Origin of the sequence: Rufibacter hautae, assembly GCF_008271695.1 — a bacterium.
Lineage (GTDB): Bacteria > Bacteroidota > Bacteroidia > Cytophagales > Hymenobacteraceae > Nibribacter > Nibribacter hautae.
Map to the genome: position 1 here is coordinate 1,626,424 of NZ_VKKY01000001.1, position 23,761 is coordinate 1,650,184.

The following is a 23,761-nucleotide window of genomic DNA, read 5'->3' on the forward strand; positions in this document are numbered from 1 at the left end:
GATATTCGGGCAAAGAATTGACCAGAGCGCGTAAATACAGGTAATGCACACAGAGGAGAAATACATGCAGCGGGCGCTGGATTTGGCGGCCTTAGGCAGCGGTTACGCACGCCCTAACCCTATTGTGGGCTGCGTGGTAGTCCACAAACACAAGATCATTGGCGAAGGCTGGCACCAGCAGTACGGCGGCCCCCATGCCGAGGTCAATGCCATCAACAGCGTGAATGACAAAAGCTTGCTCCCCCACAGCCGTGTGTATGTCACCCTGGAACCCTGCTCCCACTACGGAAAGACTCCGCCCTGCGCCGATTTCTTAATTGAGCACGGTGTGCGCGATGTCATTATCTGCAACCCCGACCCCAATCCGCTAGTGGCGGGCAGAGGCGTCAAGAAACTGCTGGATGCCGGCTGTAAGGTGCACATTGGTGTACTGGAGGAGGAAGGTCTGGAATTGAACCGCCGCTTTTTCACCTTCCAGACCAAAAAGCGCCCTTACCTGGTATTGAAATGGGCAGAGTCGGCGGATGGGTTCATTGCCCTGCCAAATTACCAGGCTACCCAGATTTCTGGTCCTCTGGCGAAACAACTGGTGCATAAGTGGCGCACCCAGGAACAAGCCATTCTGGTGGGCACCCGCACGGCACTCCACGATAATCCGCAGCTTAATGTCCGCCATTGGCCCGGACAAGTCCCCCTGAGGATAGCCATTGACAAGCAGTTGCAGATCCCTACTACGCACCACCTGCTGGATGACAACCAGCCTACCCTCATTTACACTCTACAAGAAAAGGCCAGCACCGCCCATACAGAATTCATAAACTTATCTCCGGAGGGCGTTTTCCTGGACCAGATGTTAGCCGATCTTTTCCAGCGGAACATACAGTCGGTGCTGGTGGAAGGAGGCACGGTCCTGCTGGAGACGCTGCTGCAAAACAGTTTATGGGATGAAATCAGGGTCTTCAAGAGCACCAAAAGCCTATCGCACGGCATTAAGGCACCACAACTGCCGCCGCTTTCAATCGCCTCCAAAACAATGGTAGGGGACGACGAATTGACTATTTACCGAAACCGTCTTTCCTAGAGACAGCCTCTTCTGGGCCTATTTAGAAAAAACAGCCTTAAAACAGGAAGCCTGTTCTTTCCGTTTCCTGCAGCATACCACCAAAAGTTGCGTCAGGGAACCCCTAAGGCTACCTTTGCCGTTCAAGAAAACGTTGTGCTACACAGATCATTAGCACATCAGCACTTTTACAAATTAGCACATTTCCCCATGGCCGAAGACTTATTTATTGACACCACGCTCTCCAAAGAAGAGAAATACAAAACCCTGCTTCCGCAGATTGAAGCATTAGTAGCCCCGGAAACCGACCTGGTTGCGAACCTTTCCAACGTGATGGCGGCCCTAAAAGAGACGTTCAACTTTTTCTGGGTGGGCGCTTACCTGGTGAAAGAAAACCAACTGGTGCTGGGGCCTTTCCAGGGACCCGTAGCTTGCACCCGCATCCCGTTCCACAAGGGCGTTTGTGGCGCCTGCTACACCCGCCGCGAAACCATCCTGGTACCGGACGTAGAGGCTTTCCCCGGACATATCGCCTGCAGCAGCGCTTCGAAATCTGAGATCGTGGTACCGGTGATCAAAGACGGCGAGGTGAAAATGGTACTGGACGTGGACAGCGACCAGTTGGATGACTTTGACGAGGTTGACCAGAAGTACCTGGAGCAACTGATGAAACTAGCCGAGAACTGGTTCTAGTACTTGGTACTACGTATCAGGTAACACGACTCTAAACTTGCCGTTTTAGGCTCGATTTCTGAAAATACCCTTCAAACGAAGAAGCCTCATCTTATCTAGATGAGGCTTCTTCGTTTTATCAGAAACTAGAAAAGGTCTTATTACGTGATTCGCGCTACTTGATTCTAACCGAAGAAACCGGAGCTGCTGGTTTTCAGTTGGGCGATGATGGTTTGGCCGCCTTTGGTTTTCTGGCCCAGTTCTACTTTCACCTCGGTGTCTACCGGCACGAAGATGTCTACGCGGGACCCGAACTTGATAAAGCCGAACTCCTCGCCCTGGTTTACCTCGTCACCCTCGGTCACATACCACACAATACGGCGGGCCATGGCCCCGGCAATCTGGCGGAACAATACCTCGGGACCAGCCAGAGACTCCACCACTACCGTGGTACGCTCGTTCTTGGTGCTGGACTTTGGGTGCCAGGCCACAAAGTAATTACCCGGGTGGTATTTGAAGTATTTCACTATCCCCGAAACCGGGTTACGTGTGATGTGCACGTTGATAGGCGACATAAAGATGGAGATCTGCTTGCGCACATCGTTGAAATACTCGGGTTCCTCCACGTTCTCAATCACCACCACTTTGCCATCGGCGGGCGCCACCACCAAATCTTCATGCAGGAGAAGGTTGCGGTACGGGCTACGGAAGAACTGTAGAATGAGCAGAAAAACGATAAAGGAAACGCCAGAGAAGATCCTGTTAAAGGTGATATGCTCGCTGTTGAAGTAGTAAAGCGCCATGTTCACGACCAACATGCCTAACAGGGTAAAAAACAGAATCTTTCGTCCTTCTTTATGAATTTTCATTAGATACTCTTTGGCTGATTAAGCAAAAATATAAAAAAAACCGCCTCCTGTCTAGAAAAAAGACAGGAGGCGGCAAGTTTATATACTTCTGGCCGTTGCCGGAAAGCTTCTACTTAGAAGCCACCCCGGAATTTATAGGTCTGTGCTACCTTGTCAATAGCCACAATATAAGCGGCGATACGCATGGGCACGCTGTATTTCTGAGAGGTGGCATACACCTTGTTGAAGGCCTCGGTCATGATCCGGTCAGAACGCTCCGTCACCATGTCCAGGCTCCATTTGTAGCCTAAACGGTTCTGCACCCACTCAAAGTAAGACACCGTCACCCCACCAGAGTTGGCCAGAATATCGGGCACCACCATGATGCCTTTCTCGTTGATGATCTTATCGGCGTTGGCCGAGGTTGGGCCGTTGGCACCTTCCACAATCAGTTTGGCCTGGATCTGATCAGCGTTGCGGGCAGTGATCACGTCTTCCACAGCGGCAGGCACTAATAAATCCACAGCAGAGGTCAACAGCTCATCATTGCTGATAGGCTCTGCCCCCACGTATCCTTCCAGACGACCGTTGTGGGCGTTCTTATAGGCAATGGCTTCTTCAATGTTGATACCGTTCTCGTTCCAATAGGCGCCGCTCACGTCGCTTACGCCCAGGATCTTCACCCCGCGCTCAGCCAGCAGTTTGGCCGCCCAGGAACCCACGTTCCCGAATCCCTGCACCGCAGCAGTGGATTGCGTTGGGTCCATGCCCAGTTTCTCCATCGCGGCCATGGCCGATACCATCACCCCGCGTCCGGTAGCCTCTACCCTACCCAACGAACCACCCAGTACCAACGGTTTACCCGTCACCACCGAGTTCACGGTCATGCCCTTAGTTTTGGAGTATTCGTCCATGAGCCAGGCCATCTCGCGCGGACCGGTACCCATATCTGGGGCAGGAATATCCTGATCCGGGCCGAAGGTATCAATCAAAGCCACGGTGTAAGCGCGGGTCAAGCGCTCAATCTCGCCGGCCGACATAGTAGTGGGATCACACACAATCCCGCCTTTGGCTCCGCCGTACGGAATATCCACCACGGCGCATTTCCAGGTCATCCAGGCGGCAAGGGCTTTTACCTCGTCCAGGAAAACACCTTTGTCATAGCGGATACCACCTTTAGACGGACCTAATATATTAGAGTGCACCACCCTGAAACCCTCAAACACCCGCACGCTGCCATCGTCCATGGTAACGGGTAGGTTCACAATCACTTGCCGGGTAGGGGATTTCAGAACTTCATACGTCTCATCATCCAGACCTAACACCTCCGCCGCAATGTTGAAACGGGACATCATAGACTCAAAGGGATTCTCTTTGTCTTTGATAGGCGCTGGTTCTTTATAAGCCATCTTACTGTTGTATGCTGCCATAAATTATAAATTTTGTAATTCAGGGGAATTTACTGGCGGCAAAATTATCAAATTTATAACACTAAACTATGATTAGCGGTTTTATAAGTAAGGAAATTTTACCGCACCAGTTCCAGGAAAGCCACCAGGAACGGCACAACCAGAATAAGGCTGTCAAATCGGTCAAGAATGCCGCCGTGGCCAGGAATGAGGGTGCCGGAGTCTTTCACGTCCAGGCTTCTTTTCAGCATAGATTCCACTAAATCGCCTAAAACGCCAAACACAGACACCAACACGGCCACACCTAGCCAGTGCACCAGCTCCAGGTCTTGGAAGTACAGTGACAATATCCATGCCACGCCCAAAGACAGAAGCACGCCGCCAACCCAGCCCTCCCAGGTTTTGCCGGGCGAAATACGCGGAAATAATTTATTTTTCCCAAGGGTTTTGCCGGCCGCGTAGGCTCCCGTGTCTGAGGACCAGATGAGAAACATAACCCCCAGAATGATCTGCCAGCTGTATCTGTCTGGCAGGAAAGCCAGTACGTGCAGTAACGTAAACGGGGCTGCGATGTAAAAAACCCCAACCAGCGTAAGGGCCACATTGGTGAAAGGCTGCTCTTTCTTACGGTACAGCTCGGCCACCAGCGCCAGCAGCATCACAGGGGGCAAGAGAAAAAGCCAGTCACTAGCCAGATCACCGCGCTCTACCAGAAAACCCAAAACGTACAGGCCTACACCCAGCATCGCCCCAATGGCTTTGTTAGGCTGGAACCCCCGGTTGGCAAGCAGGCGGTAAAACTCCAGCAGGCCCAACACCGTGAGCACCAAAAACAGCAGGAAGAACGTCCATTCATGAAAGTAAATGGCGCCTATGAAGACTGCCCCGCCAATCACGCCCGCCAGAACGCGTAGCTGCAGATTGTTCAATTGTTTTTTCTCTGTTTCCATTTAAAAGGATTGGTAAGACGGCGTAAGGCAGCAAAAGGCCCGCGGCTGTTTAAAGGCTGATTTCAGGAAAAGGGCTTAGAAACGGGATTCTTCCTCTGCGGGAACCGGCAAGCGCCGGAAAGAGGTGTACAGGCCGTATAACAGTACAGCGGTAAGCCCCAAAGAAATCAAAGACAAAGACCAGGAGTTAGGCTCCGTGGATTCCACGTTCATGGTTACGGCCTGGCGTTGCGCCAGGAACATCATGAGCACCATGAACCCGTTATTCATGAAGTGCCCGATGATAGGCACCCAGATATTCCCAGACCACCAGTACAGGTACCCGAAGAGCAGGCCCAGCATAATACGCGGCACCACGCCGTAGAACTGCAAGTGAATGATCCCGAAGATGATAGCAGACACCCAGATGGCTAGGTGTGGGTTGCGCCACCAGCGCTGCAGTTCCTGCTGCACAATGCCCCTGAACGCCAGTTCCTCGCCAATGGCGGGCAGCACCGCAAACACCACCATGCCCAGAACCAATTGCGGGATGGTGTTGATCTTGGTCAGCTCCAGGGTCAGTTCCCGCAGGGCATCTTCCTTGGCTTTGGCCCAGCGCTCAAACCCTTCCAGAAAAGCCGGAAAGTCTACGGTAGCATTCCAGTGCACCACCCAGGAGGAAGCCGGCAGAATCACTAGCAGCAACACAGCGCTACCTAAAAGCAGGTAAAACGGCACCACGGCCCTAGGCGACAGAAAAGCGGCAGGTTTGTAAGCATTCACCCGCAGGAAAGCCAGTGAGGCCACCGTGAACCCCACAAAGTGCACCATCCCCTGAAACAGCACCAACGCGCTGCGGCTCTCAGGGTAAGCACTCGGTTTGGAAAGCATCTCGGCGGTCTCCACCACCCCGTAGCCCCAGATCATTTTCACCAGCACCACCGCCAGGAAATTCCCGATGAACAGCCCTGCCACCACGAACACGATAAACAACAAAAGTGACTTTAACGGATGCAGGGTTGGGGAGATGAAACCTTTCATATAGGCGGTGTGGTTTTAATGAGGTAAATTTACGCGAAATATTTAAACTCATTCACGTGGTAAAAATCGGTCAGATAGAGCTGCCGGACTTCCCGCTGCTGCTGGCACCTATGGAAGACGTCAGCGATCCGCCATTCCGGGCAGTGTGCAAGGCCAACGGCGCCGACTTAATGTATACGGAGTTCATCTCCTCAGAGGGCCTAATCCGCGATGCGGCCAAAAGCCGCCAAAAACTGGACATCTTTGACTACGAGCAGCCCATCGGGATCCAGATCTTCGGTTCCGATATAGATTCCATGCGCGAATCGGCGGTAATCTCGGCGCAGGTGGGCCCAGATTTGATAGACATCAACTACGGCTGCCCGGTGAAGAACGTGGCCTGCAAAGGCGCTGGCGCGGCCCTGCTGCGCGATATCCCCAAGATGGTGGCCATGACCTCGGCCATTGTGAAGGCGGTAGAGCCTTTCGGGTTGCCGGTGACGGTGAAGACCCGTTTGGGCTGGGACGAATCCACGAAGAACGTGGAGGAAGTGGCCGAGCGACTGCAGGACATCGGGATCAAAGCCTTGACGGTACACGGCCGCACCCGCGTGCAGATGTACAAAGGCGAGGCCGACTGGACCCTCATCCGGAAAATCAAAGAGAATGCGCGCATCCAGATCCCCATCTTCGGGAACGGCGACATTGACACGCCTGAGAAAGCCGTTGCCTACAAAGAGCAGTTTGGGGTGGACGGAATCATGATCGGTCGGGCCTCCATTGGGTACCCCTGGATTTTCCGGGAGATCAAGCATTACGTACAGACCGGCGAGTTGCTGGCGCCGCCCACCATCCAGGAGCGCATTGACATGTGCAAGATGCACTTTGACAAGGGCTTGGAGTGGAAAGGTCCGCGTCTGGGCATTTTTGAGATGCGCCGCCACTACGCCAATTACTTCCGGGGCTTGCCCAACGTGAAAGGTTACCGCACGCGCTTGGTACAGACTGAGGACCCGCAGGAGATCTACGCCATTCTGGACGAGATTGCAAACTCCATGGAGTACGCCGAGGCGTAAACTTCATATATCATACAAAGAAGCGCTTTAGGGCTGATTTCCAAAAATCGGCCCTGAAGCGCTTCTTTGTTTTCAGGGACATCAGTTTTTGGCAGAGACACTCGTAGGACCTTCGGACACTACGAGGTCTTAGAGCCGACGATGTCACTGTACCAAACCTCACATTTTTTTTCTCTAAGAACTCTTGAAAGTCACCACAACACCCTTTACTCAAAAGACTTCGTAGCGCCCGAAGGCCCTACGAATGTCTGCGCCAGTTCCTTTTACAAGCTGTTTTACAAAATCAGGGCTAAAACAGATTCAGTCCTTCTATCCTTCACTCAATCTCTCATTCGTTTAGAAGCTTCCCTTATCTTTGCACCTCCATTTTCAAGCTCCTGCTGTGTCTACTCAAGTCCCTTCTCCTGCCCTCTCCAAACCTGACGCTTCTACTCCCGCGCTGGCGTGGATCATCTTGACCGGATTGGCCCTTATCTGGGGCACCTCGTTTATTCTGATCAAGAAAGGGTTGGAAGTTTTCTCCTCTGATGAACTGGGCGCCATCAGGATCACCATTGCGATGCTGGCTTTGCTGCCCTTCGCGCTGAAGGGATTGAAAGCACCCAAACCCGGCCAATGGAAGTTTCTGCTGCTGAGCGGCCTGATTGGCAACCTGATTCCGGCTTTTCTTTTTGCGTACGCTGAAACCAGACTGGCCAGCGGCCTGGCGGGCGTGTTGAATTCGTTGACGGCTTTGTTCACTCTTATCATAGGCGCCATTTTCTTCCAGCAGAAGATCACGTTGCTGCGGGTGCTGGGAATTCTGATCGGGATTGCAGGAACGGCGGTGCTTATCTTCTCGGGCAGCGCCCAGGAGACTTCCTCCAATTCATTTTACGGCTTGTATGTGGTCCTGGCCACGGTGCTGTACGGCGGCAGTCTGAACATTATCAAGCACTGTCTGGCGGGCATCAAGCCGTTGACCATGGCTAGCCTGGCTTTACTGACGGTGGGACCGCTGGCGTTTATCTATCTCTGCACCACGCCGGCATTTGAGAAACTGGCCACGCAACCAGCGGCCTGGGAAGCCTTGGGGTATATCACGCTGCTGGCCGTGTTCAGCACCGCCATCGGGTTGGTGTTTTACAACAAGCTCATCCACATGACCAATACGCTTTTCGCGAGCACCTCTACCTACCTCATGCCTGTTGTGGCCTTGATCTGGGGCGTAGCCGATGGCGAGAGCATTCATCTGATGCACTACGTGGGCATGGCCATCATTCTAGGAGGGGTCCTGCTGGTGAACCGGGCGAAATAGAGGAAAAAAAACCAACTACCGGTCGGCGCGGCTTTTCAGGAGCCAGGCTACGGCATCCTGTTCAGACAGGAAGATACCCATCTTGGTAAGGTCACTGTATTGGTCAAGGTACTCAAACCCTACTTTGTCTCTGATATGGTTGAAATGGGTAGGGGTAACCAGGTTGGCGCAGTAGCTTTTATGGCTGCACTCTTCCTCCATTGAGGGAAAAAAACGCTGGAGCAACCAAGCCTCATCCTCAGCAGACACCTGTCCCCGGCTGCGCAGGTCAAACATATAGTAGGCCGTTTTCACTTCTTTGGCCATGTCCAGCGCCTGCAAATACCCCTGCCGCAACTGCGTGGAATCGGGGCTCCTATACCAGCGCAGGAACAGGATGTCCAGATCCCTGCGGTAAGTCAGGTGCAGATTACTTTCTATGATCTCTCTCTCAACCACGGCCTCAGCTTTTCCTTTTACAAGGCAGACACAGCTCGGCCTACCTAAAGTATAGGAAAGGTACCACCCAAAAGGGAAGAAAGAAAATTTTTGAAACCTTTTAGCAACAATAGCGTAGTTGCCGCAGCGCAAGAAAATTTGTACGCCCTATACTACTTGCCGGCGCACCGCCAGTTTGCTGTGTTTGTAGCTGTACCCGAAGTAGATAGCCAGACCAATCAGCAGCCAAACGGTGAATAACAGCCAGTTGTTCACCCCTAATTGCGTCATGAGGTAGAGGTTGGTCAAAAGTCCCAGCACCGGCAGCAAAGACAGGTTCTTTTTAAAAGAAACCCAGGCCATGAGCACACAGGAAATCAGGAACACCAGCATAGGGATTTGGTGACGGAACTCCTCATAGCCGCCACTCCAAGCCACCGCACTCCAGAACTCATCAATGGCTTCCCGGTTGTACAGCAATACCAACACCCCAATTATCCCCAGAATCACCGGCACCAGGAATTTCCCGTTGAGGTAAGGCACCTTAAAACGGGCCTCAGAAGTACCATGCGGATCAATCATGAGAATACCGCCGCACACCAGGGCAAACGCGAAGAGCGTCCCAATGCTGGTCAGGTCAATCACCAAGTCCATGTTGAGCAGCAAGGCAGGCACGCCCACAAAGAAACCGGTCACCAACGTAGAGAAAGATGGGGTTCTGAAGCGCGGATGCACTTTAGAGAACACAGGAGGTAACAAGCCGTCGCGGGACATGGTCATCCAGATACGGGGCTGTCCAATCTGGAACACCAGCAGCACCGAGGCCATGGCAAAGATGGCACTCACGGCTACCACACCGGCCAGCCAGTCAACGCCTACTTTGGTAAACACATACGCCAACGGATCGCCTACGGCCAGTTCTTTATAAGATACCATTCCCGTAAGCACCAACGTGATGATCACGTACAGAATAGTACAGATGATAAGCGCATAGATCATGGCGCGGGGCAAATCGCGCTGCGGATTCTTACATTCTTCTGCGGTGGTACTGATGGCGTCAAACCCGATATAGGCAAAAAACACCGCCGATACGCCTTTGAGCACGCCGCCAATCCCGTTAGGGGCAAACGGGCTCCAGTTGGCTGGGGTAACGTAGAAAATCCCCACGGCAATCACCACCAACACCACGGCCATTTTCAACAGCACCAGCAGGTTAGAGGCGTTTTTGGACTCTTTTATCCCAACGTACACCAAAGTAGTAATTACGGCATTGATGAGGAAAGCAGGCAAGTCTATCACCAGCTTCCCGCCCAGGAAATTAGGGGCCGCCAGCCAGGTGTTGTATGCCTCCAACTGCACCGGATCTGCCGCTGAAAGCGGTTGCCCGGCCTGCAGCAGCGCCACTACCTCGTAGTAGCCTTTATGGGCGCTTTGGGTTCCCATGGTTAACCAGGCCGGAATATCCAGCCCTACCCCACTCATCAGACCGGTAAAATAATCGCTCCAGGAGATGGCCACCACAATGTTCCCCACCGTGTATTCCATAATCAAGGCCCAACCAATGATCCAGGCCGCCAGCTCCCCGAAGGAAGTGTACGCGTAGGTGTACGCCGAGCCGCTCACCGGGATGGTGGCCGCAAACTGGGCATAGCACAGCGCCGAGAACGCGCACGCAATGGCCGTGAAAACAAACAGCAGCGATACCGCCGGACCACCCTCATAACTCGCATTCCCGATGGTACTGAAAATACCGGCTCCAATGATGGCGGCAATTCCCAGGGAAGTCAAGTCCCTTACGGTTAGGTTACGCTCCAGCCCCTCCTCCACAGCCCCCGGGTGGGTGGCTACATCGGCGGACGGGGTATGCAAAACAGCGGTTAAACTCTTGCGGCGGAAAAGACTTTTTAAATTCACTTGGTCTGTTGGGTGTAAAAATTCAGGTGAAAAGTTAAGCAAAATATTCTGAAAGCGGCGAAACCACCCTATATTTAGACAAACCCACCCTTATGCCCAACCGCCGCCTCACCGTCTCCGTGCCCCAACCCTGCCACCAGGATTGGCACGCCATGTCACCTGAGCTTCAGGGCCGTTTTTGCCAAAACTGCGCTAAAACAGTAGTGGATTTCACCGCTATGTCTGACGCCGAAGTGGTGAATTGGCTTACTAAGCAGGAAGGTCGTACCTGTGGAAGGCTCAGTGAAAAGCAGTTAGGAAGAGAGTTAGTCGCCACTGCCCCAAGGAACCGATGGACTTGGCGAGCTGCGGTACTGGGTTTATCGGTGTGGTTAAGCACGAAGACAGTAGAGGCACACCCCTCTCCTGCTTTCCCATTGTCTATCAGAGACGCAGCGCCCAAATCAGAAATTCCTCAAAAAGCTTTCGCCGCAGATAGCTTAGTAGTACTTAAAGGAAGAATACTGGATGCGACAACTAATACCCCAATGCCAGGCACAACGGTACTACTCAAAGGCACTACCGTGTCCACCCCCACAGATGTGAACGGGTATTTTTCTTTGGGACTTCCCATAGGAATACAACCCGAAGAACAAACGGTTATTTTCTCTTTCATCGGCTACCAAACTCAGGAGAGAAAGGTGGCGGAATTATTGAGAACCTCAGAAGTAACCATTCTCCTCTCCCAAGACACAAGCTTCATGGGAGAAACTGTTATAGTCGGTGGCGCCTTCTGGTATAAGTGGTATTCTCCACGTGGTCTTTACTACAGGGTTAAAAACCTATTCCGCTGATTGCGTTTCTAGGGTGTTTTAGGGTAAACAAGCCAAAAGCACTACCCACTCCCTACCCCTCCGAGGAGGGGAATCCCACAATGCGTCAAGAAGCGGCTGAACGGCAGTTTTGGTTGTCGGTGATAACACCAACAACGGCGAGGAAAGCTGAAGCAAGATATGCAAGGGCTCTCTTGAGAGGTCCTTGTAGGGGTTATGTTCTTTGCGGCAGAACTAGGGAGACAAGGCAGTGCCTGGTCTCTACATTGTAAAATAACCCAGAATGAATAACCCATCCAAACGCTAAGGCTGTATGTTTCCTGCGGCAGGTCGGGGCGAAGGCCTACAGTGAGGCCGAGCACCGGCCTGACGCACGCTTTAACAGCTCAAGCAGTAATGGCCTACGTGTGCTATGAAACAAAGGACGGCAGCGGGGTGGTACCTTTACTGAAGAAAAGACTGTTTGAGCGTCAGCGAGTTTCTTTTCTTCTTGATTCTTTTGGTTACTTTTCTCATCAAGGAGAAAAGTGACAAACGCCCGCAGACCGCATCTGCAGCCCCGAGGCTTGATAAGGAAGGGAGTAGGAAGTAGAGGCAGAAGGAAAGTCACGAAAGTAAATCCGCGCCAAAGTTGTGCAAGGCAGTTTTGAGGCTTGCGCCTCACTGAAGTTGCAAACTTCAGCCCAAAGTAGGTCCAAGTTAAAAACTTGAACCAGGAGATAGAAAATAGAATACAAACTTTCTGTTTAGCACCTCTTTTCCAGAAAACAGTCCTAAAACAACTTACCTATTCAACACTACCCTAAACGTAGTACCCTTGCCTACCTCAGAGGATTTCACGAACAGGCGGCCCTGGTGGTAGTTCTCTATAATCCGCTTGGCGAGAGCCAGACCTAAGCCCCAGCCCCGCTTTTTGGTAGTGTAGCCAGGAACGAAAACTTCTTCCTGTTTCGTCTTGGGGATGCCTTTGCCGGTATCCTGAATGTCCAGCGCGATGGCGTCTTTTACGTTGGATTTCACCAGGCGCAGCGTGATGCTGCCTTTGCCTTCCATGGCGTCCACAGCGTTCTTGCAGATGTTCTCAATGACCCACTCAAACAGCGGGATGTTCACTTTGGCCGTGGTCTCGGGCGGAAACTCAGATTCTATAGAGAAGGCTACTTTGTTGGAAACACGGTTGCGCAGATACCCGATGGCGTTTTCCAGCACCCGCTGCAGCGGCTCGTCTTTGAGCACCGGCACCGACCCGATGTTGGAGAACCGTTCGGTAATGATCTCCAGCCGGCGCACGTCTTTGCCTAGTTCTTCTATGATGGGCTCGTTCTCAAACCGGGGGCTGCCTTTGAGGTACTCATACCAGGCCATCAAAGATGAAAGGGGCGTGCCCAACTGGTGGGCGGTCTCCTTCGCCAAACCCACCCAAACACGGTTCTGCTCGGCTTTGCGCGAGTAACTGAAGGCATAATAGGCAATCACCGAGAGGCACGCAATAACTGTAAGCTGCACGTACGGGTAGTAGCGCAACTGCGTGAGTAGCTCAGAATCTTTGTAGAAAATATAGTTCTTGAACTCCTGCTGGTAAGACACCACAATGGGCTTGTGCTGCGCCTTCATCTTGGCTATTTCGCGCTGCAAAAGCCTTTTTTTGCGGTTTTCTGAAATTTTTTCGGGGATATCTAGGTTCTTATAGGCGATGACGTTCTCTTTCTCGTCGGTCTGGATCACGGGCACCGAGCGGTTCGCGTCAATGATCTCCTCCTGGATGAACACCAGGTTGTCTGAGTCAATCTCGGCGTTGATCATGTAGCGCAGCCCCTTGGCGTACAAGTCAATGAGTTGCTGTTCACGCTCAGAAAGCTTGGCTACCAACAGGTTAGTATAGATCACGGTTGCCGCACCAATAAATAGTGCAATGGCAATAATGAGCAGCTTTAACCTGGATTTCCTGGAATAAATGGAGGTCGGGATCATGTACAAAGGCAACGGTAGAGAAAATACGCCCGTCTAGGGATTGGGTTCTCTCTTAACGAAGATAGTAGCCCAAGCGTCTGTTATCAGCAATTTGTAATGAGTATAAATAAAAGAAAGATACAAAAGTAATTCATTATTAAAAGTATGTGCTGTAATTTTGCATGCTATTTCAAACTGCCGTATGCTTCACAACTTTAGAGCCGTCAGTCTTTCTTATAAAAAAGCTCCCTTAGACATAAGAGAGCTTATCGCCTTGGATGAGGGGTCGTGCCGACAGTTCCTGCAAACGCTCAAAAATTTCATTCAGGCAACTGACATTTTAGTGCTTTCCACGTGCAACCGCACGGAGGTGTATTATACCTCTGATGATGACTACAGCCACGAGATCGTGAAGCTGTTGGGCATCAGCAAAGGCATTTCCAATATTTCCCAGTACCTGGATTACTTCACCATCGTAAACGAGCACGCTGATGCCGTGCAGCACCTGTTCAACGTGGCCATGGGCCTAGACGCGCAGGTGGTGGGTGACATGCAAATCTCTAACCAGGTAAAACAAGCCTACCAGTGGAGTGTAGACAACGAGGCTGCCGGACCTTTCCTGCACCGCCTGCTGCACACCATCTTCTTCACCAACAAGCGCGTAGTACAGGAGACCTCGTTCCGTGACGGAGCCGCTTCCACGTCTTACGCCGCCCTGGAACTGGTAGAGAGCCTGACCGCTGACATCGCCAACCCGAAAGTACTGGTAGTTGGTTTAGGCGAAATCGGCGCCGATGTGTGCCGCCACTTATCTGACTCAGACTTCCAGAACGTGAAAATCTCTAACCGCACCAAAGCCAAAGCCGAGATTCTGGCCGAGGAGTGTGGCCTGGAGGTAGTTCCGTTCGAGAACCTGGTGGAAGCCATGAAAGAGGCCGATGTCATCATCTCCTCCGTAGCCCGCGAGGAGCCGTTCTTCACCAAAGAGATGGTGAGCCGCCTGAACGTGCTCACCTACAAGTTCTTTATTGACCTGAGCGTACCGCGCAGCGTTGAGCCGCAGGTAGAGCAGATTCCGGGCGTGCTGGTGTACAACATTGACACCATCCAGAACAAAGCCTCTGAAGCCCTGCAACGCCGCCTGGATGCCGTACCGCAGGTGAAGCAGATCATCAAGGAATCCATTGCCGGATTTGAGGATTGGAGCAAGGAGATGAACGTGTCGCCTACCATCCAGAAGCTGAAGAACGCGCTGGAGACCATCCGCCAGGAAGAGATGGCCCGCTACATGAAGAAACTCTCTCCGCAGGAAGCCAAGCACATGGATGACGTGACCAAGTCCATGATGCAGAAGATCATCAAGCTGCCGGTACTGCAACTCAAAGCCGCCTGCAAACGCGGCGAGGCCGAAACCCTCATTGACGTGCTCACCGACCTCTTCGACCTGGAGAAACAATCCGCTGAGAGCCACAGCTAGAAAAGAATCCTTTTCATAATATCACCCTGAAAACGGGACGTTCCTCCAAGAGCGTCCCGTTTTTATTTTGTGGTTTTGCTGATGAACGTAGGGGCAATCCCTTGTGGTTGCCCTAATACAGGAGCAGACACAAAAGGGCAACCACAAGGGATTGCCCCTACATCCGTTTTAAGCCTGTTTTCCTAAAAATAGGCTTGATACAGACAACATGATTGCCTACGCTTTATCTTGGCGGAATGAAAACGTTGCTCCCCCTCTTATTCTCCGCTTTACTGTCTCTCCCAAGCCTTGCGCAGGTGAACTGGACCCTCTCCCAACCGCACCAAACAGGCTTGCCATCATCGGTGAAAGTGTTCACCACCTCAGACTCACTGGACGGCAAGCCGTTTAGAGCCTACTATCTGGAAGCAGACCTGAAAGACCCCAAACTGGAGATCGTGGCCCGAGTGGGCAACGGCCAGCGCTTTACGCACAAGCAGTACTATGAACAGGAAACCGGCAACGTCCTGGCCGTGGTGAACACCACCTTCTTCTCCTTCGCAGACAACAGCAACCTGAACCTAGTCATCAACAAAGGCAAAGTGCTGGCTACGCAGGCACCGGTCAGGCGCAAGAACCCCAACGGCCCAGACACGCTCACCTATTACCCTACCACGGGGGTCATCGGGTTTTTCCGAAACCGCACCGCCGATGTAGCCTGGGCTTACAACGTGGGCAAGAAAAAGAAAACCATGGAACTAGCGGCACCTTATGCAGCTGGAACCAACGGACAGCCGGCGCCGGCACCTTCTAAGCGCATCGCCAAGCACATGAAACGCTGGAAACCTCAAACTGCCGTAGGCGGGGGACCGGTACTGGTGCAAGACGGGAAGGTGAAGATTACGGCGGAGGAGGAGATGCGCGCCGGCGCCAGCTTCGTCGGGCCCAATCCGCGCACGGTGATGGGTTATACTCCAGATCAGAAACTGATCATCTTGATGGTGGAAGGCCGTAACAAAGGCGTAGCCGAGGGTGCCAGTTTAGACCAGTTGGCACAGCTGATGGTGCGCCTGGGCTGCCAAGAGGCCGTGAACCTAGATGGCGGCGGCTCCAGCGCATTGTATGTGAAAGGGAAAGACACCATCAAACCCTCAGACAAAGAGGGGCAGCGGCCAGTGCCGGCCGTGCTGGTGCTCAAATACAAGGAGTAGGGGAAAGCCTAAAAAATTAAAACCGTTTCTGGCCTACTTTCTTGAAAACAGGCTGGAAACGGTTCCGGGGATACTTACTTGACGGGGGAAACTGACAAAGGGAAATGTTACAGGTCGCCGCAACACTCCTCCAGGCAGTCAATCACATCAATCAGCTTAGGGATGGAAAGCGAATAATAGATCTTGGTGCCAACCTTGAAAGACGAGAGCACCCCCTTGTCTTTCAGCGTGATCAAGTGCTGTGAGGCAATGGCTTGCGGTAAATCCAGGTATTGGTAGATCTCCGTCACAGTCATCTTGTCTTCCTTACCCAGAAGATCCACGATGGCCAACCTTTTTGGGTGCGCCAATACCTTCAGCATTGAGGCAGCCTTATCAATCTTCTTAGATTCCACTCTGGATAATAAACTTTTCATAAGGACACACAAAAATCAATACTACAATAGACACGTCTCCGTGCCTTTAAACCCGCCCTGCAACCCGTTTTGCTTCATACCTGAACATTACGTTACTTTAACGCATGGCGACTTACCATGTTATAGGTATTATGTCGGGCACTTCGTTAGACGGAGTTGACTTGGCTTATTGCAGATTTACGTATAATGACGACAATTGGATATATAAAATACTTAATACTGAAACAGTTCCATATTCAAATATTTGGGAAAAGCGCCTGGCGGGCCTCACGGAGGTCTCGGCCGCTGAAATAATCGCCACAGATCGCGCCTACGGCCACTATCTAGGCGAGCTGACCAAAGACTTTGTCACGAAAAATAATTTGGAGGTGGACTTCATCGCCTCGCACGGGCACACGGTTTTCCACCAGCCCCAGCTGCACATCACGTTCCAGGTGGGCAGCGGCGCCTACCTGGCCGCCGAGGCCGGTTTGCCCGTGGTCTGCGACTTCAGAGCCCTGGACATCGCCCTGGGCGGACAAGGTGCTCCATTGGTACCTATTGGCGACCGACTGTTGTTCTCTGCGTATGATTTCTGCCTGAACCTGGGCGGCATCTCCAATATCTCGCAGGAAGGCCCAGACCACCGCGTGGCGTTTGACATTTCCTGCTGCAACATGCTCCTGAACCCCCTGGCCGAGCAGCTAGGACAGCCCTATGACAAAAACGGAGACATCGCCCGCACCGGCCAGTTTGACCAGGACCTCTTCGATCAACTCAACGAGCCCGCCTATTTTACGGCTCCTTCCCCAAAATCAATCGGAAAAGAGTGGGCCGATACTTACAGTCTCAAAGCACTGCAGGCCTCTAACGCCACCGTAGAGGACAAATTGCACACCGCCTGTCACCACATTGCCTGGCAAATAGCGCAATCGGTGCGGCGCTACACGCCTCAGGGCCAGGGCAAACTCCTGCTTACTGGTGGCGGCGCCTTCAACTCTTTTTTGGTGGAGCAGATCAGGTATTACCTAGGCCCCAACTTTGAGGTAGTAGTACCCGAGCCCGAGCTGGTCAACTTCAAAGAAGCCCTCATCTTTGCGTTTCTGGGCGTACTGCGCTGGCGCCAGGAACCCAACTGCCTCCGCAGCGTCACCGGTGCCCGCCACGACAACTGCGGCGGCGCCATCTATTGGAACTGAGTTTTTGGGATGTTTTTCGGGAAACGGGTCTAAATGAGATTCGGAGGCTCTCGCCTCACGGCAGTTGCAAACTGCCGGTCATGTTGGGTCCAATTCACAGACTTGAACCAGGTAAAGTTAACCCACCCCTACCCCTCCGAGGAGGGGAATAAAACCTATCCATGGTTCCCTCCTTGGCAAATGTTAGGCGGGTATATCGCTGTTTCGGAAAGCAAAGGCTTTGGCCGAGTACACCAATTCCAGCCTTTCGATTGAGCGCCTTGTCAGGTTCCGGTGCCGTCAGGCATTGCGACTGAAAGGAGCAAAGGAAGCTTGCGCAGCGCGAGGCCGGAAGGCGGGGCCTCGCGGCCGTGAGCGCACGGAGCCCAGCCATGCAACAACACAGCTTATGCACCCACGCAAACAGCAACGCCACACCAGCAAAAGCGGACTACACAAACAAAAGAATCGGTAAACACTAGATACCCACGGCACAGCCATTAGAGGAGAATAATCTTAAAATTCCCATTAGGCTAACAAGCGTTATCCCGTACCTTTGCGGGAGAACGCAACCCCAACCCCTTATGAAAGACCTCCTCGCCAAGTTTGAGAACAAGCGCCCCGAAATCGTTTTTGAGTGGAAAGATGCCGAGACCGAAGCCGAGGGCTGGGTAGTCATCAATTCGTTGCGCGGCGGGGCAGCCGGCGGAGGAACGCGCATGCGCAAGGGCTTGGACAAACGTGAGGTGGAATCGCTGGCCAAAACCATGGAAGTGAAGTTCACGGTGTCGGGGCCGACCATTGGCGGCGCTAAATCTGGGATTAACTTTGACCCGGCAGACCCCAGAAAGCAAGGCGTGCTGGAGCGTTGGTACCGGGCGGTGTACCCGTTGCTGAAGAACTATTACGGCACCGGCGGCGACCTGAACATAGACGAGATCCATGAAGTAATTCCCATCACGGAGGAATACGGCTTGTGGCATCCGCAGGAAGGCATTGTGAACGGACACTTCAAGGCCACTGAGCCGCAGAAGATAAACAAGCTAGGCCAGTTGCGCCAAGGCGTAAGCAAGGTGCTGGAAGACGCGCACTACTCCCCTTCCCTCGCGCGCAAGTACACGGTGGCCGACATGATTACCGGCTACGGTGTGGCCAAAGCGGTAGCGCACTACTATGAACTGTGGGGCGGTGAGTTGCAAGGCAAGCGCGCCATCATCCAAGGCTGGGGGAACGTAGGTGCCGCGGCTGCTTACTACCTGGCTTCTGAAGGCGCGAAAATCGTGGGCATCATAGACCGCGTGGGCGGACTCATCAAGGAAGAAGGTTTTTCTTTTGAGGAGGTCAACAGTTTGTTCCAGAACCGGGTAGGCAACACCTTAACGGCGGATAGTCTTCTTTCCTTTGAGGAAACGAACAACCGCATCTGGGATCTGGAGGCTGAGATCTTCATTCCGGCGGCGGCATCACGGTTGGTGTCCACGGAGCAGATAGAACGCATGAGGCAGCACGGCCTGGAGGTAATCTCCAGCGGGGCCAACGTACCATTTAAAGACCCAGAGATTTTCTTCGGGGCTACAGGCGAGTTCGCTGATCAGCAGGTATCTGTCATCCCTGATTTTGTGGCGAACTGCGGCATGGCGCGCGTTTTTGCCTACCTCATGGAGCAGGACGTGGAAATCACCGATGAAGCTATCTTCACCGATATCTCCCGCACTATCCGGCAGGCACTGGAGAAAGCCCACGAGCGTAACCCTAAGAAAACCGAGATCGCGAAGACCTGCTTTGAAATTGCGTTGAGCCAATTATTGTAAAGACTTTGACAAGGCTGGCAGTTAACTTTTCTGCTCGTCGGCTAACCTATATCCAAACACCCCAACCGTTTTGCCCCTGTTTTTATGAAATCGGGTTAAAAACGGCTGGGGTGTTTGGCGTTTGAATCATTGCAAAGCAATCCTGTTAGGCAAGGCTTACACTAAAGCTTTGTTACTGCTTCTTGAAGCCGGCGGCCAGCAGTTTGGCAACGTCTTGCTCTGCCACCCTTACTTTGAAGCTGCGGCCAGTGGGACAAGAACAGGCGGCGCAGGTGATCAGATCGGCGGGAGCCGGCGTCATACCCACCTCCAGAACCGTGAATCCCTGGTCCTGCACGTACTTTTTCACACAGACTTTCACGTCTGGGTTGTTGTTGCAGTAGCCCCAGGGGTTATTGTTGCACTGCAGCTCTGCGTAAACGACCCATTGCCCGGTGGAAATGCCGCCGCCCTCTTCTGCGGCCTCAGACGGCATCTGGCAGGCCACCGCGTTGAGAAACAGACCCAGGGCAAAAATCTGGAATAAGACTTTTCGTTTCATAGATTTGCTGGTTCATTTACAAGATGACCCTTGCGCCAAAGCTTTGGTTGCAAGCTCCTTTAACTTTTATAGATGCAAGCGCAAGTTTCTGATATCCTTAGATTCGTCTTCCTGGGCAACACCGTGCAGCAGTACCTCATTTTTGTGGGCATCATGCTGTCTGGCTTCCTGTTCAAAACCGTGGTCTCGCGGCTGCTTTCCACCATTCTCTTCCGGGGCATCATTAAACGCATTAACCAGGACGTAACCAAGGAGGAGTTCAAGCGCCTGCTGGTGACCCCGCTGGAGGTACTCGCGTTTCTGGTGTTCCTCTACATCGCCTTTGACCGCCTCAATTATCCGCCGGAGCTGGGCTTGCCCGGCAAGGAGGAACTGGGCCTCAAGCGTATTCTACAACGCATTTACACCATTTTCCTTATCTGTTCGCTTACGTGGGTCATCCTGCGGTTGGTGGATTTCATTGGGATGATGTTTTCCAAAAGGGCCGCCAAAACGCTCTCCAAACTGGATGACCAGCTGGTGCCGTTCTTCGTGGATTTCACCAAGGTGATCATCGTCATCATCGGGTTCTTCGTGATTCTGGGCACGGTGTTCAAGGTGAACGTGGCCGGTTTGGTGGCCGGTCTGGGAGTGGGTGGTTTGGCCATCGCGTTTGCCGCCAAGGAAAGCTTGGAGAACCTACTGGCCTCCTTCACCATTTTCCTGGACCATCCGTTTGTGGTAGGCGATCTGGTGCAGGTGGGCGAGATTACCGGCACCATAGAGAAAATAGGCTTTAGGAGTACCCGCATCCGGACGCTGGAGAAAAGCTACGTGACGCTGCCCAACAAAAGCATGATTGACAAGCCCCTGGATAACCTCACGCTGCGCACCTTCCGGCGGGTGAAATTTGACCTGACGCTTACTTACAGCACCACTTCAGAGCAGCTGAAAGCCATTGTAGCGGACATCCAGCACCTCATAGACGCCTACCCGCGCACCAACCAGGACGGCCGCGTGCGTTTCTTCAACTTGGGTCCGCACTCCAAAGACATCATGGTCCTCTACTTCATTGACACCCTGGACTACGACCAGTACATAGACGTGAAAGAGGAAATCAACTACCAGATTGTGGAGATCGTGGAAAAACACGGCGCCGAGTTCGCTTTCCCAACGCAAACGGTGTACATGAAGCAGGAAGCGTAGGAGATTTGGGGATGTGGGGATTTGAAGATGGTTTGAATGTAGGGGCAATCCCTTGTGGTTGCCCTGGCGCATTCCTGCACAGTTGTTGGTGAGAACAACGTAACTTGAACCATTTCCCCTATAGTACCACCTCGTTACATTGTAACGAGGCTACATTTTAGTTCTGTAGCGACGTTACAGTGTAACGTCGTACGCATTCCTTCTTAACCTGATGCAAAACAAAATCCCTGTTTCAGAGCCGATTACTCAAAATCAGCCCTGAAACAGGGATTCTTATTTTATCTGAAAGGCTTTTACCAGCCGGAGCCTCTGCGGCCTCCACCTAGGATGCCGCCCAGCAGACCGCCTAAGCCGCCGCCGCTCATGCCACGGCCATAACCTCCCCTGCCACCCAGGCTGCCCAAGATAGAAGCCATAGAGCCTAAGCCGCCCATACGGCCACCGCCGTACATGCCGCCTCTGCCACCCATCATACCGCCTGCCATTCCGCCGCCTAACAGGCCGCCCAGCAAACCGCCTAGGCCTCCGCCCATGCCGCCTCCCATCATGCCGCCTCCCATCATGCCACCGCCCATCATGCCGCCATGCCCGTATCCGCCACGCCGGCGGTTCATCATGCTGCTGATCACGATAGGAGCCAATACGCCCAGCATACCCGTCACCATACCTGGTGAGATGCCTGAGTTCTTGAACATGTCGCCGAAGCCGCTTTTATTCATAAACGACTGCGAGGTAGGGTCTTCGCCCTGTTCCTGGGCCTGGTTGGCTTTATCTACAAACTGATCCAGGATGCTAAACTGCTTTTGGTCAATGCCTAGGTATTTGCTTACCTCCGCAATGCGCTGCTGTTCCTCTGTGGTGTATTGCCCGTCAGACTTCGCGAAGCTGATGATATCAGTGATGAAGGAGAAGCGCAAGGGACTGTTTTTGAGCACGTCAAGACAACGCTGCAGGCTTATCTGTGATGGGTTTTTCGCAATGGAAATAATTTCCTGCTGCAGGTTCTCAGGCAGTTCTGCCGCTTCGCTGGTGAGTTGCAGAAACTGTAATTCTTCTTCAGACACATGTCCGTCTGCCGAGGCAATGGTGGCCAATGCGCCCAGGTATGCTCCCTTTTCCTGATCAGAGTAATCTTTCAGAAGGATGGTGTTTTCTTCAGCCATAGTTTCAGTGTGTTGGTGTAGAATTACACAAACGACAAGGCTAAAAACGAGTTGGCGTTTAGGGGCTGTTTTCTCTAAAACAGCCCTTAAACGCCAACCCACCACTTTCTATTTTCTACTGTATTTTCTACTGTTTCACCGCCGCGATGATGCGCTTGAAGAACTCATCGCCGTTGGTGCCGTGCCAGCGCCAGACCACCACCAGGTCATGCTCGGGGTCTACCCAGATGGTGTTGGAACCCGCCCCCAGGGCCGCGAAACTGGTGGACGGTGCGTTGGGCCACTGCTTTTTCTGGGTGTTCAGCCACCACAAGTACCCGTAATCGGGGCCGTGCGGACTTGGGGTGGTAGCTTCCCTCACCCATTCATTAGACACGATCTGCTTGTTTTTCCATTTGCCCTGCCGCAGGAACAGGTACCCAAAGCGGGCCTCGTCGCGGGTGTTGATCCAGAGGCCGCCGCCCCAGCGGGTACCGCCGCTCACGCTGGGCAGCTGCTTGCCGTCTACCTCCACCAATGAGTTACGGTAGGGCAGGTATTGCCACGTCTCCGAGGCGCCAATGGGGTCCATGACTCTTTCTTTGAGCACCTGCGGCAATGGTTTCTCCCAGAGCCGCAGCAGAGACAGAGACATGCGGTTAATGCGCACATCGTTGTACTCATAGAAGGTGCCGGGCTCTTTGAGCTCCCGCGGTTTGCGCTCGCCGCTGCCAAATTCCTCTTTGCCCACAAAGGTGTGCGTCTTCCCGAAGAGCGCTCCCTCCCACTCGCTCGTCTGTTGGGCGTGGTGCTGCCAGGTAACCTTGCGGTTGTGCTCAGAGTCATAGCCGCCGTCTTTGATGTATTGGCCCACCGGATCTTGGATGTCCTTGATCATGCCTTTGTCCACGGTGATACCTAGGATGGTAGACAGAAAACTCTTGGCGATGCTGTAGGTGGGGTCCACGCTCTTGGTATCGCCCCACTCGGCCACAATGTAGCCGTGCCGCAGGATGATGCCGTTGGTACCCGCCCGGCTTGCGGGGATGGGCCCCAGCAACTTCCCGAAGACCTCTTCCTGGTTGGAGAAGTCGCGCGGCCATTTGGTTTCCTGCGTCTGGGCGTACAGCACCGCCTGGGCCAGCAGCTCGGGGTCCATGCCTACCTGCTCCGGGGTACGTTGTTGCCAATCATCGCCTTTCTCTGGGTAATAGACTTTGGCGTTCGCCGATGCGCTATGCGGGAGGGTGGTGCTGGTATTGCTCTGGCAGGCAAGGAAACCCAGGAATACCAAGGGAAGCAACGGGCGGAGATATTTTTTCATGCAGACGGGTGCGTTCGTTTTCAGCTTGTTTTCGGGAAAATACGACAAAAACGGTTCACTCCTCTTTTCTATTCAGTGGGAAAACCAGGGCATCCAACTTCTAACAGATTTTGT

At 53.0% G+C, this 23,761-nt stretch carries 21 protein-coding genes; 10 read left to right on the forward strand and 11 right to left on the reverse strand.

Annotated features, from left to right (window positions below; all coding sequences use genetic code 11):
- Positions 1-43 precede the first annotated feature (43 nt).
- A complete protein-coding gene (gene ribD / locus FOA19_RS06215) occupies positions 44-1,081 on the forward strand; it encodes a bifunctional diaminohydroxyphosphoribosylaminopyrimidine deaminase/5-amino-6-(5-phosphoribosylamino)uracil reductase RibD (RefSeq protein ID WP_149089889.1) in 1,038 nt (345 codons plus the stop codon).
- Positions 1,082-1,270: 189 nt separating this feature from the next.
- A complete protein-coding gene (locus FOA19_RS06220; RefSeq protein ID WP_149089890.1) occupies positions 1,271-1,753 on the forward strand; it encodes a GAF domain-containing protein in 483 nt (160 codons plus the stop codon).
- A gap of 164 nt (positions 1,754-1,917) precedes the next feature.
- Here FOA19_RS06220 and FOA19_RS06225 read toward each other — a convergent pair whose 3' ends face one another.
- The 4 genes from FOA19_RS06225 to FOA19_RS06240 form a co-directional block, all read right to left on the reverse strand.
- Positions 1,918-2,601: a phosphatidylserine decarboxylase family protein gene (locus tag FOA19_RS06225; protein ID WP_149089891.1), complete on the reverse strand. Its 684-nt coding sequence runs from the start codon at positions 2,599-2,601 to the stop codon at positions 1,918-1,920.
- Between the two features lie 113 nt (positions 2,602-2,714).
- Entirely contained in the window at positions 2,715-3,989 is a 1,275-nt protein-coding gene (locus FOA19_RS06230) for a Glu/Leu/Phe/Val family dehydrogenase (protein WP_149090508.1), read from the reverse strand.
- 119 nt (positions 3,990-4,108) lie between these two features.
- Positions 4,109-4,939 carry a phosphatidate cytidylyltransferase gene (locus FOA19_RS06235; RefSeq protein WP_149089892.1) on the reverse strand — a complete coding sequence of 277 codons (831 nt, stop codon included), beginning with the start codon at positions 4,937-4,939 and terminating at the stop codon, positions 4,109-4,111.
- Positions 4,940-5,014: 75 nt separating this feature from the next.
- On the reverse strand, positions 5,015-5,959 hold the full coding sequence (locus FOA19_RS06240; protein WP_149089893.1) for a CPBP family intramembrane glutamic endopeptidase: 945 nt from the start codon (positions 5,957-5,959) through the stop codon (positions 5,015-5,017).
- Positions 5,960-6,015: 56 nt separating this feature from the next.
- Here FOA19_RS06240 and dusB point away from each other — a divergent pair, with 56 nt between their 5' ends.
- Together dusB and FOA19_RS06250 are read left to right on the forward strand one after the other, a co-directional pair.
- Positions 6,016-7,014, forward strand: a complete 999-nt coding sequence (gene dusB / locus FOA19_RS06245; RefSeq protein WP_149089894.1) for a tRNA dihydrouridine synthase DusB — start codon at positions 6,016-6,018, stop codon at positions 7,012-7,014.
- Between the two features lie 382 nt (positions 7,015-7,396).
- Positions 7,397-8,311, forward strand: coding sequence for a DMT family transporter (locus tag FOA19_RS06250; RefSeq protein WP_223808758.1), 915 nt, complete (start codon positions 7,397-7,399; stop codon positions 8,309-8,311).
- Positions 8,312-8,326: 15 nt separating this feature from the next.
- Here FOA19_RS06250 and FOA19_RS06255 read toward each other — a convergent pair whose 3' ends face one another.
- Positions 8,327-8,749 (reverse strand): hypothetical protein, encoded by a 423-nt coding sequence (locus FOA19_RS06255; protein WP_149089895.1) that lies wholly within the window; start codon positions 8,747-8,749, stop codon positions 8,327-8,329.
- Positions 8,750-8,896: 147 nt separating this feature from the next.
- Positions 8,897-10,597: an amino acid permease gene (locus tag FOA19_RS06260; protein ID WP_149090510.1), complete on the reverse strand. Its 1,701-nt coding sequence runs from the start codon at positions 10,595-10,597 to the stop codon at positions 8,897-8,899.
- Positions 10,598-10,734: 137 nt separating this feature from the next.
- On the opposite strand from FOA19_RS06260, the gene FOA19_RS06265 reads away from it, so the two are divergent.
- Complete coding sequence (locus FOA19_RS06265) at positions 10,735-11,475, forward strand: carboxypeptidase-like regulatory domain-containing protein (RefSeq protein ID WP_149089896.1); 741 nt, start codon at positions 10,735-10,737, stop codon at positions 11,473-11,475.
- 762 nt (positions 11,476-12,237) lie between these two features.
- Here the strand turns inward: FOA19_RS06265 and FOA19_RS06270 are convergent.
- Positions 12,238-13,425 (reverse strand): sensor histidine kinase, encoded by a 1,188-nt coding sequence (locus FOA19_RS06270; protein ID WP_149089897.1) that lies wholly within the window; start codon positions 13,423-13,425, stop codon positions 12,238-12,240.
- 181 nt (positions 13,426-13,606) lie between these two features.
- Here FOA19_RS06270 and hemA point away from each other — a divergent pair, with 181 nt between their 5' ends.
- Both hemA and FOA19_RS06280 read left to right on the forward strand, forming a co-directional pair.
- Positions 13,607-14,881 (forward strand): glutamyl-tRNA reductase, encoded by a 1,275-nt coding sequence (hemA, locus tag FOA19_RS06275; RefSeq protein WP_149089898.1) that lies wholly within the window; start codon positions 13,607-13,609, stop codon positions 14,879-14,881.
- A gap of 236 nt (positions 14,882-15,117) precedes the next feature.
- Positions 15,118-16,071 carry a phosphodiester glycosidase family protein gene (locus FOA19_RS06280; protein ID WP_149089899.1) on the forward strand — a complete coding sequence of 318 codons (954 nt, stop codon included), beginning with the start codon at positions 15,118-15,120 and terminating at the stop codon, positions 16,069-16,071.
- A gap of 107 nt (positions 16,072-16,178) precedes the next feature.
- Here FOA19_RS06280 and FOA19_RS06285 read toward each other — a convergent pair whose 3' ends face one another.
- Complete coding sequence (locus tag FOA19_RS06285; protein ID WP_239025651.1) at positions 16,179-16,433, reverse strand: ArsR/SmtB family transcription factor; 255 nt, start codon at positions 16,431-16,433, stop codon at positions 16,179-16,181.
- A gap of 158 nt (positions 16,434-16,591) precedes the next feature.
- On the opposite strand from FOA19_RS06285, the gene FOA19_RS06290 reads away from it, so the two are divergent.
- Both FOA19_RS06290 and FOA19_RS06295 read left to right on the forward strand, forming a co-directional pair.
- A complete protein-coding gene (locus tag FOA19_RS06290; protein WP_149089900.1) occupies positions 16,592-17,665 on the forward strand; it encodes an anhydro-N-acetylmuramic acid kinase in 1,074 nt (357 codons plus the stop codon).
- Between the two features lie 563 nt (positions 17,666-18,228).
- A complete protein-coding gene (locus FOA19_RS06295; RefSeq protein WP_149089901.1) occupies positions 18,229-19,455 on the forward strand; it encodes a Glu/Leu/Phe/Val dehydrogenase dimerization domain-containing protein in 1,227 nt (408 codons plus the stop codon).
- A gap of 172 nt (positions 19,456-19,627) precedes the next feature.
- On the opposite strand, the gene FOA19_RS06300 is transcribed toward FOA19_RS06295, so the two are convergent.
- Positions 19,628-19,996 (reverse strand): hypothetical protein, encoded by a 369-nt coding sequence (locus FOA19_RS06300; RefSeq protein WP_149089902.1) that lies wholly within the window; start codon positions 19,994-19,996, stop codon positions 19,628-19,630.
- Positions 19,997-20,068: 72 nt separating this feature from the next.
- On the opposite strand from FOA19_RS06300, the gene FOA19_RS06305 reads away from it, so the two are divergent.
- On the forward strand, positions 20,069-21,181 hold the full coding sequence (locus FOA19_RS06305; protein ID WP_149089903.1) for a mechanosensitive ion channel family protein: 1,113 nt from the start codon (positions 20,069-20,071) through the stop codon (positions 21,179-21,181).
- 293 nt (positions 21,182-21,474) lie between these two features.
- Here FOA19_RS06305 and FOA19_RS06310 read toward each other — a convergent pair whose 3' ends face one another.
- Positions 21,475-22,344, reverse strand: a complete 870-nt coding sequence (locus FOA19_RS06310) for a TerB family tellurite resistance protein (RefSeq protein ID WP_149089904.1) — start codon at positions 22,342-22,344, stop codon at positions 21,475-21,477.
- Positions 22,345-22,471: 127 nt separating this feature from the next.
- Complete coding sequence (locus tag FOA19_RS06315) at positions 22,472-23,647, reverse strand: serine hydrolase domain-containing protein (protein ID WP_190300298.1); 1,176 nt, start codon at positions 23,645-23,647, stop codon at positions 22,472-22,474.
- Positions 23,648-23,761: the final 114 nt, after the last annotated feature.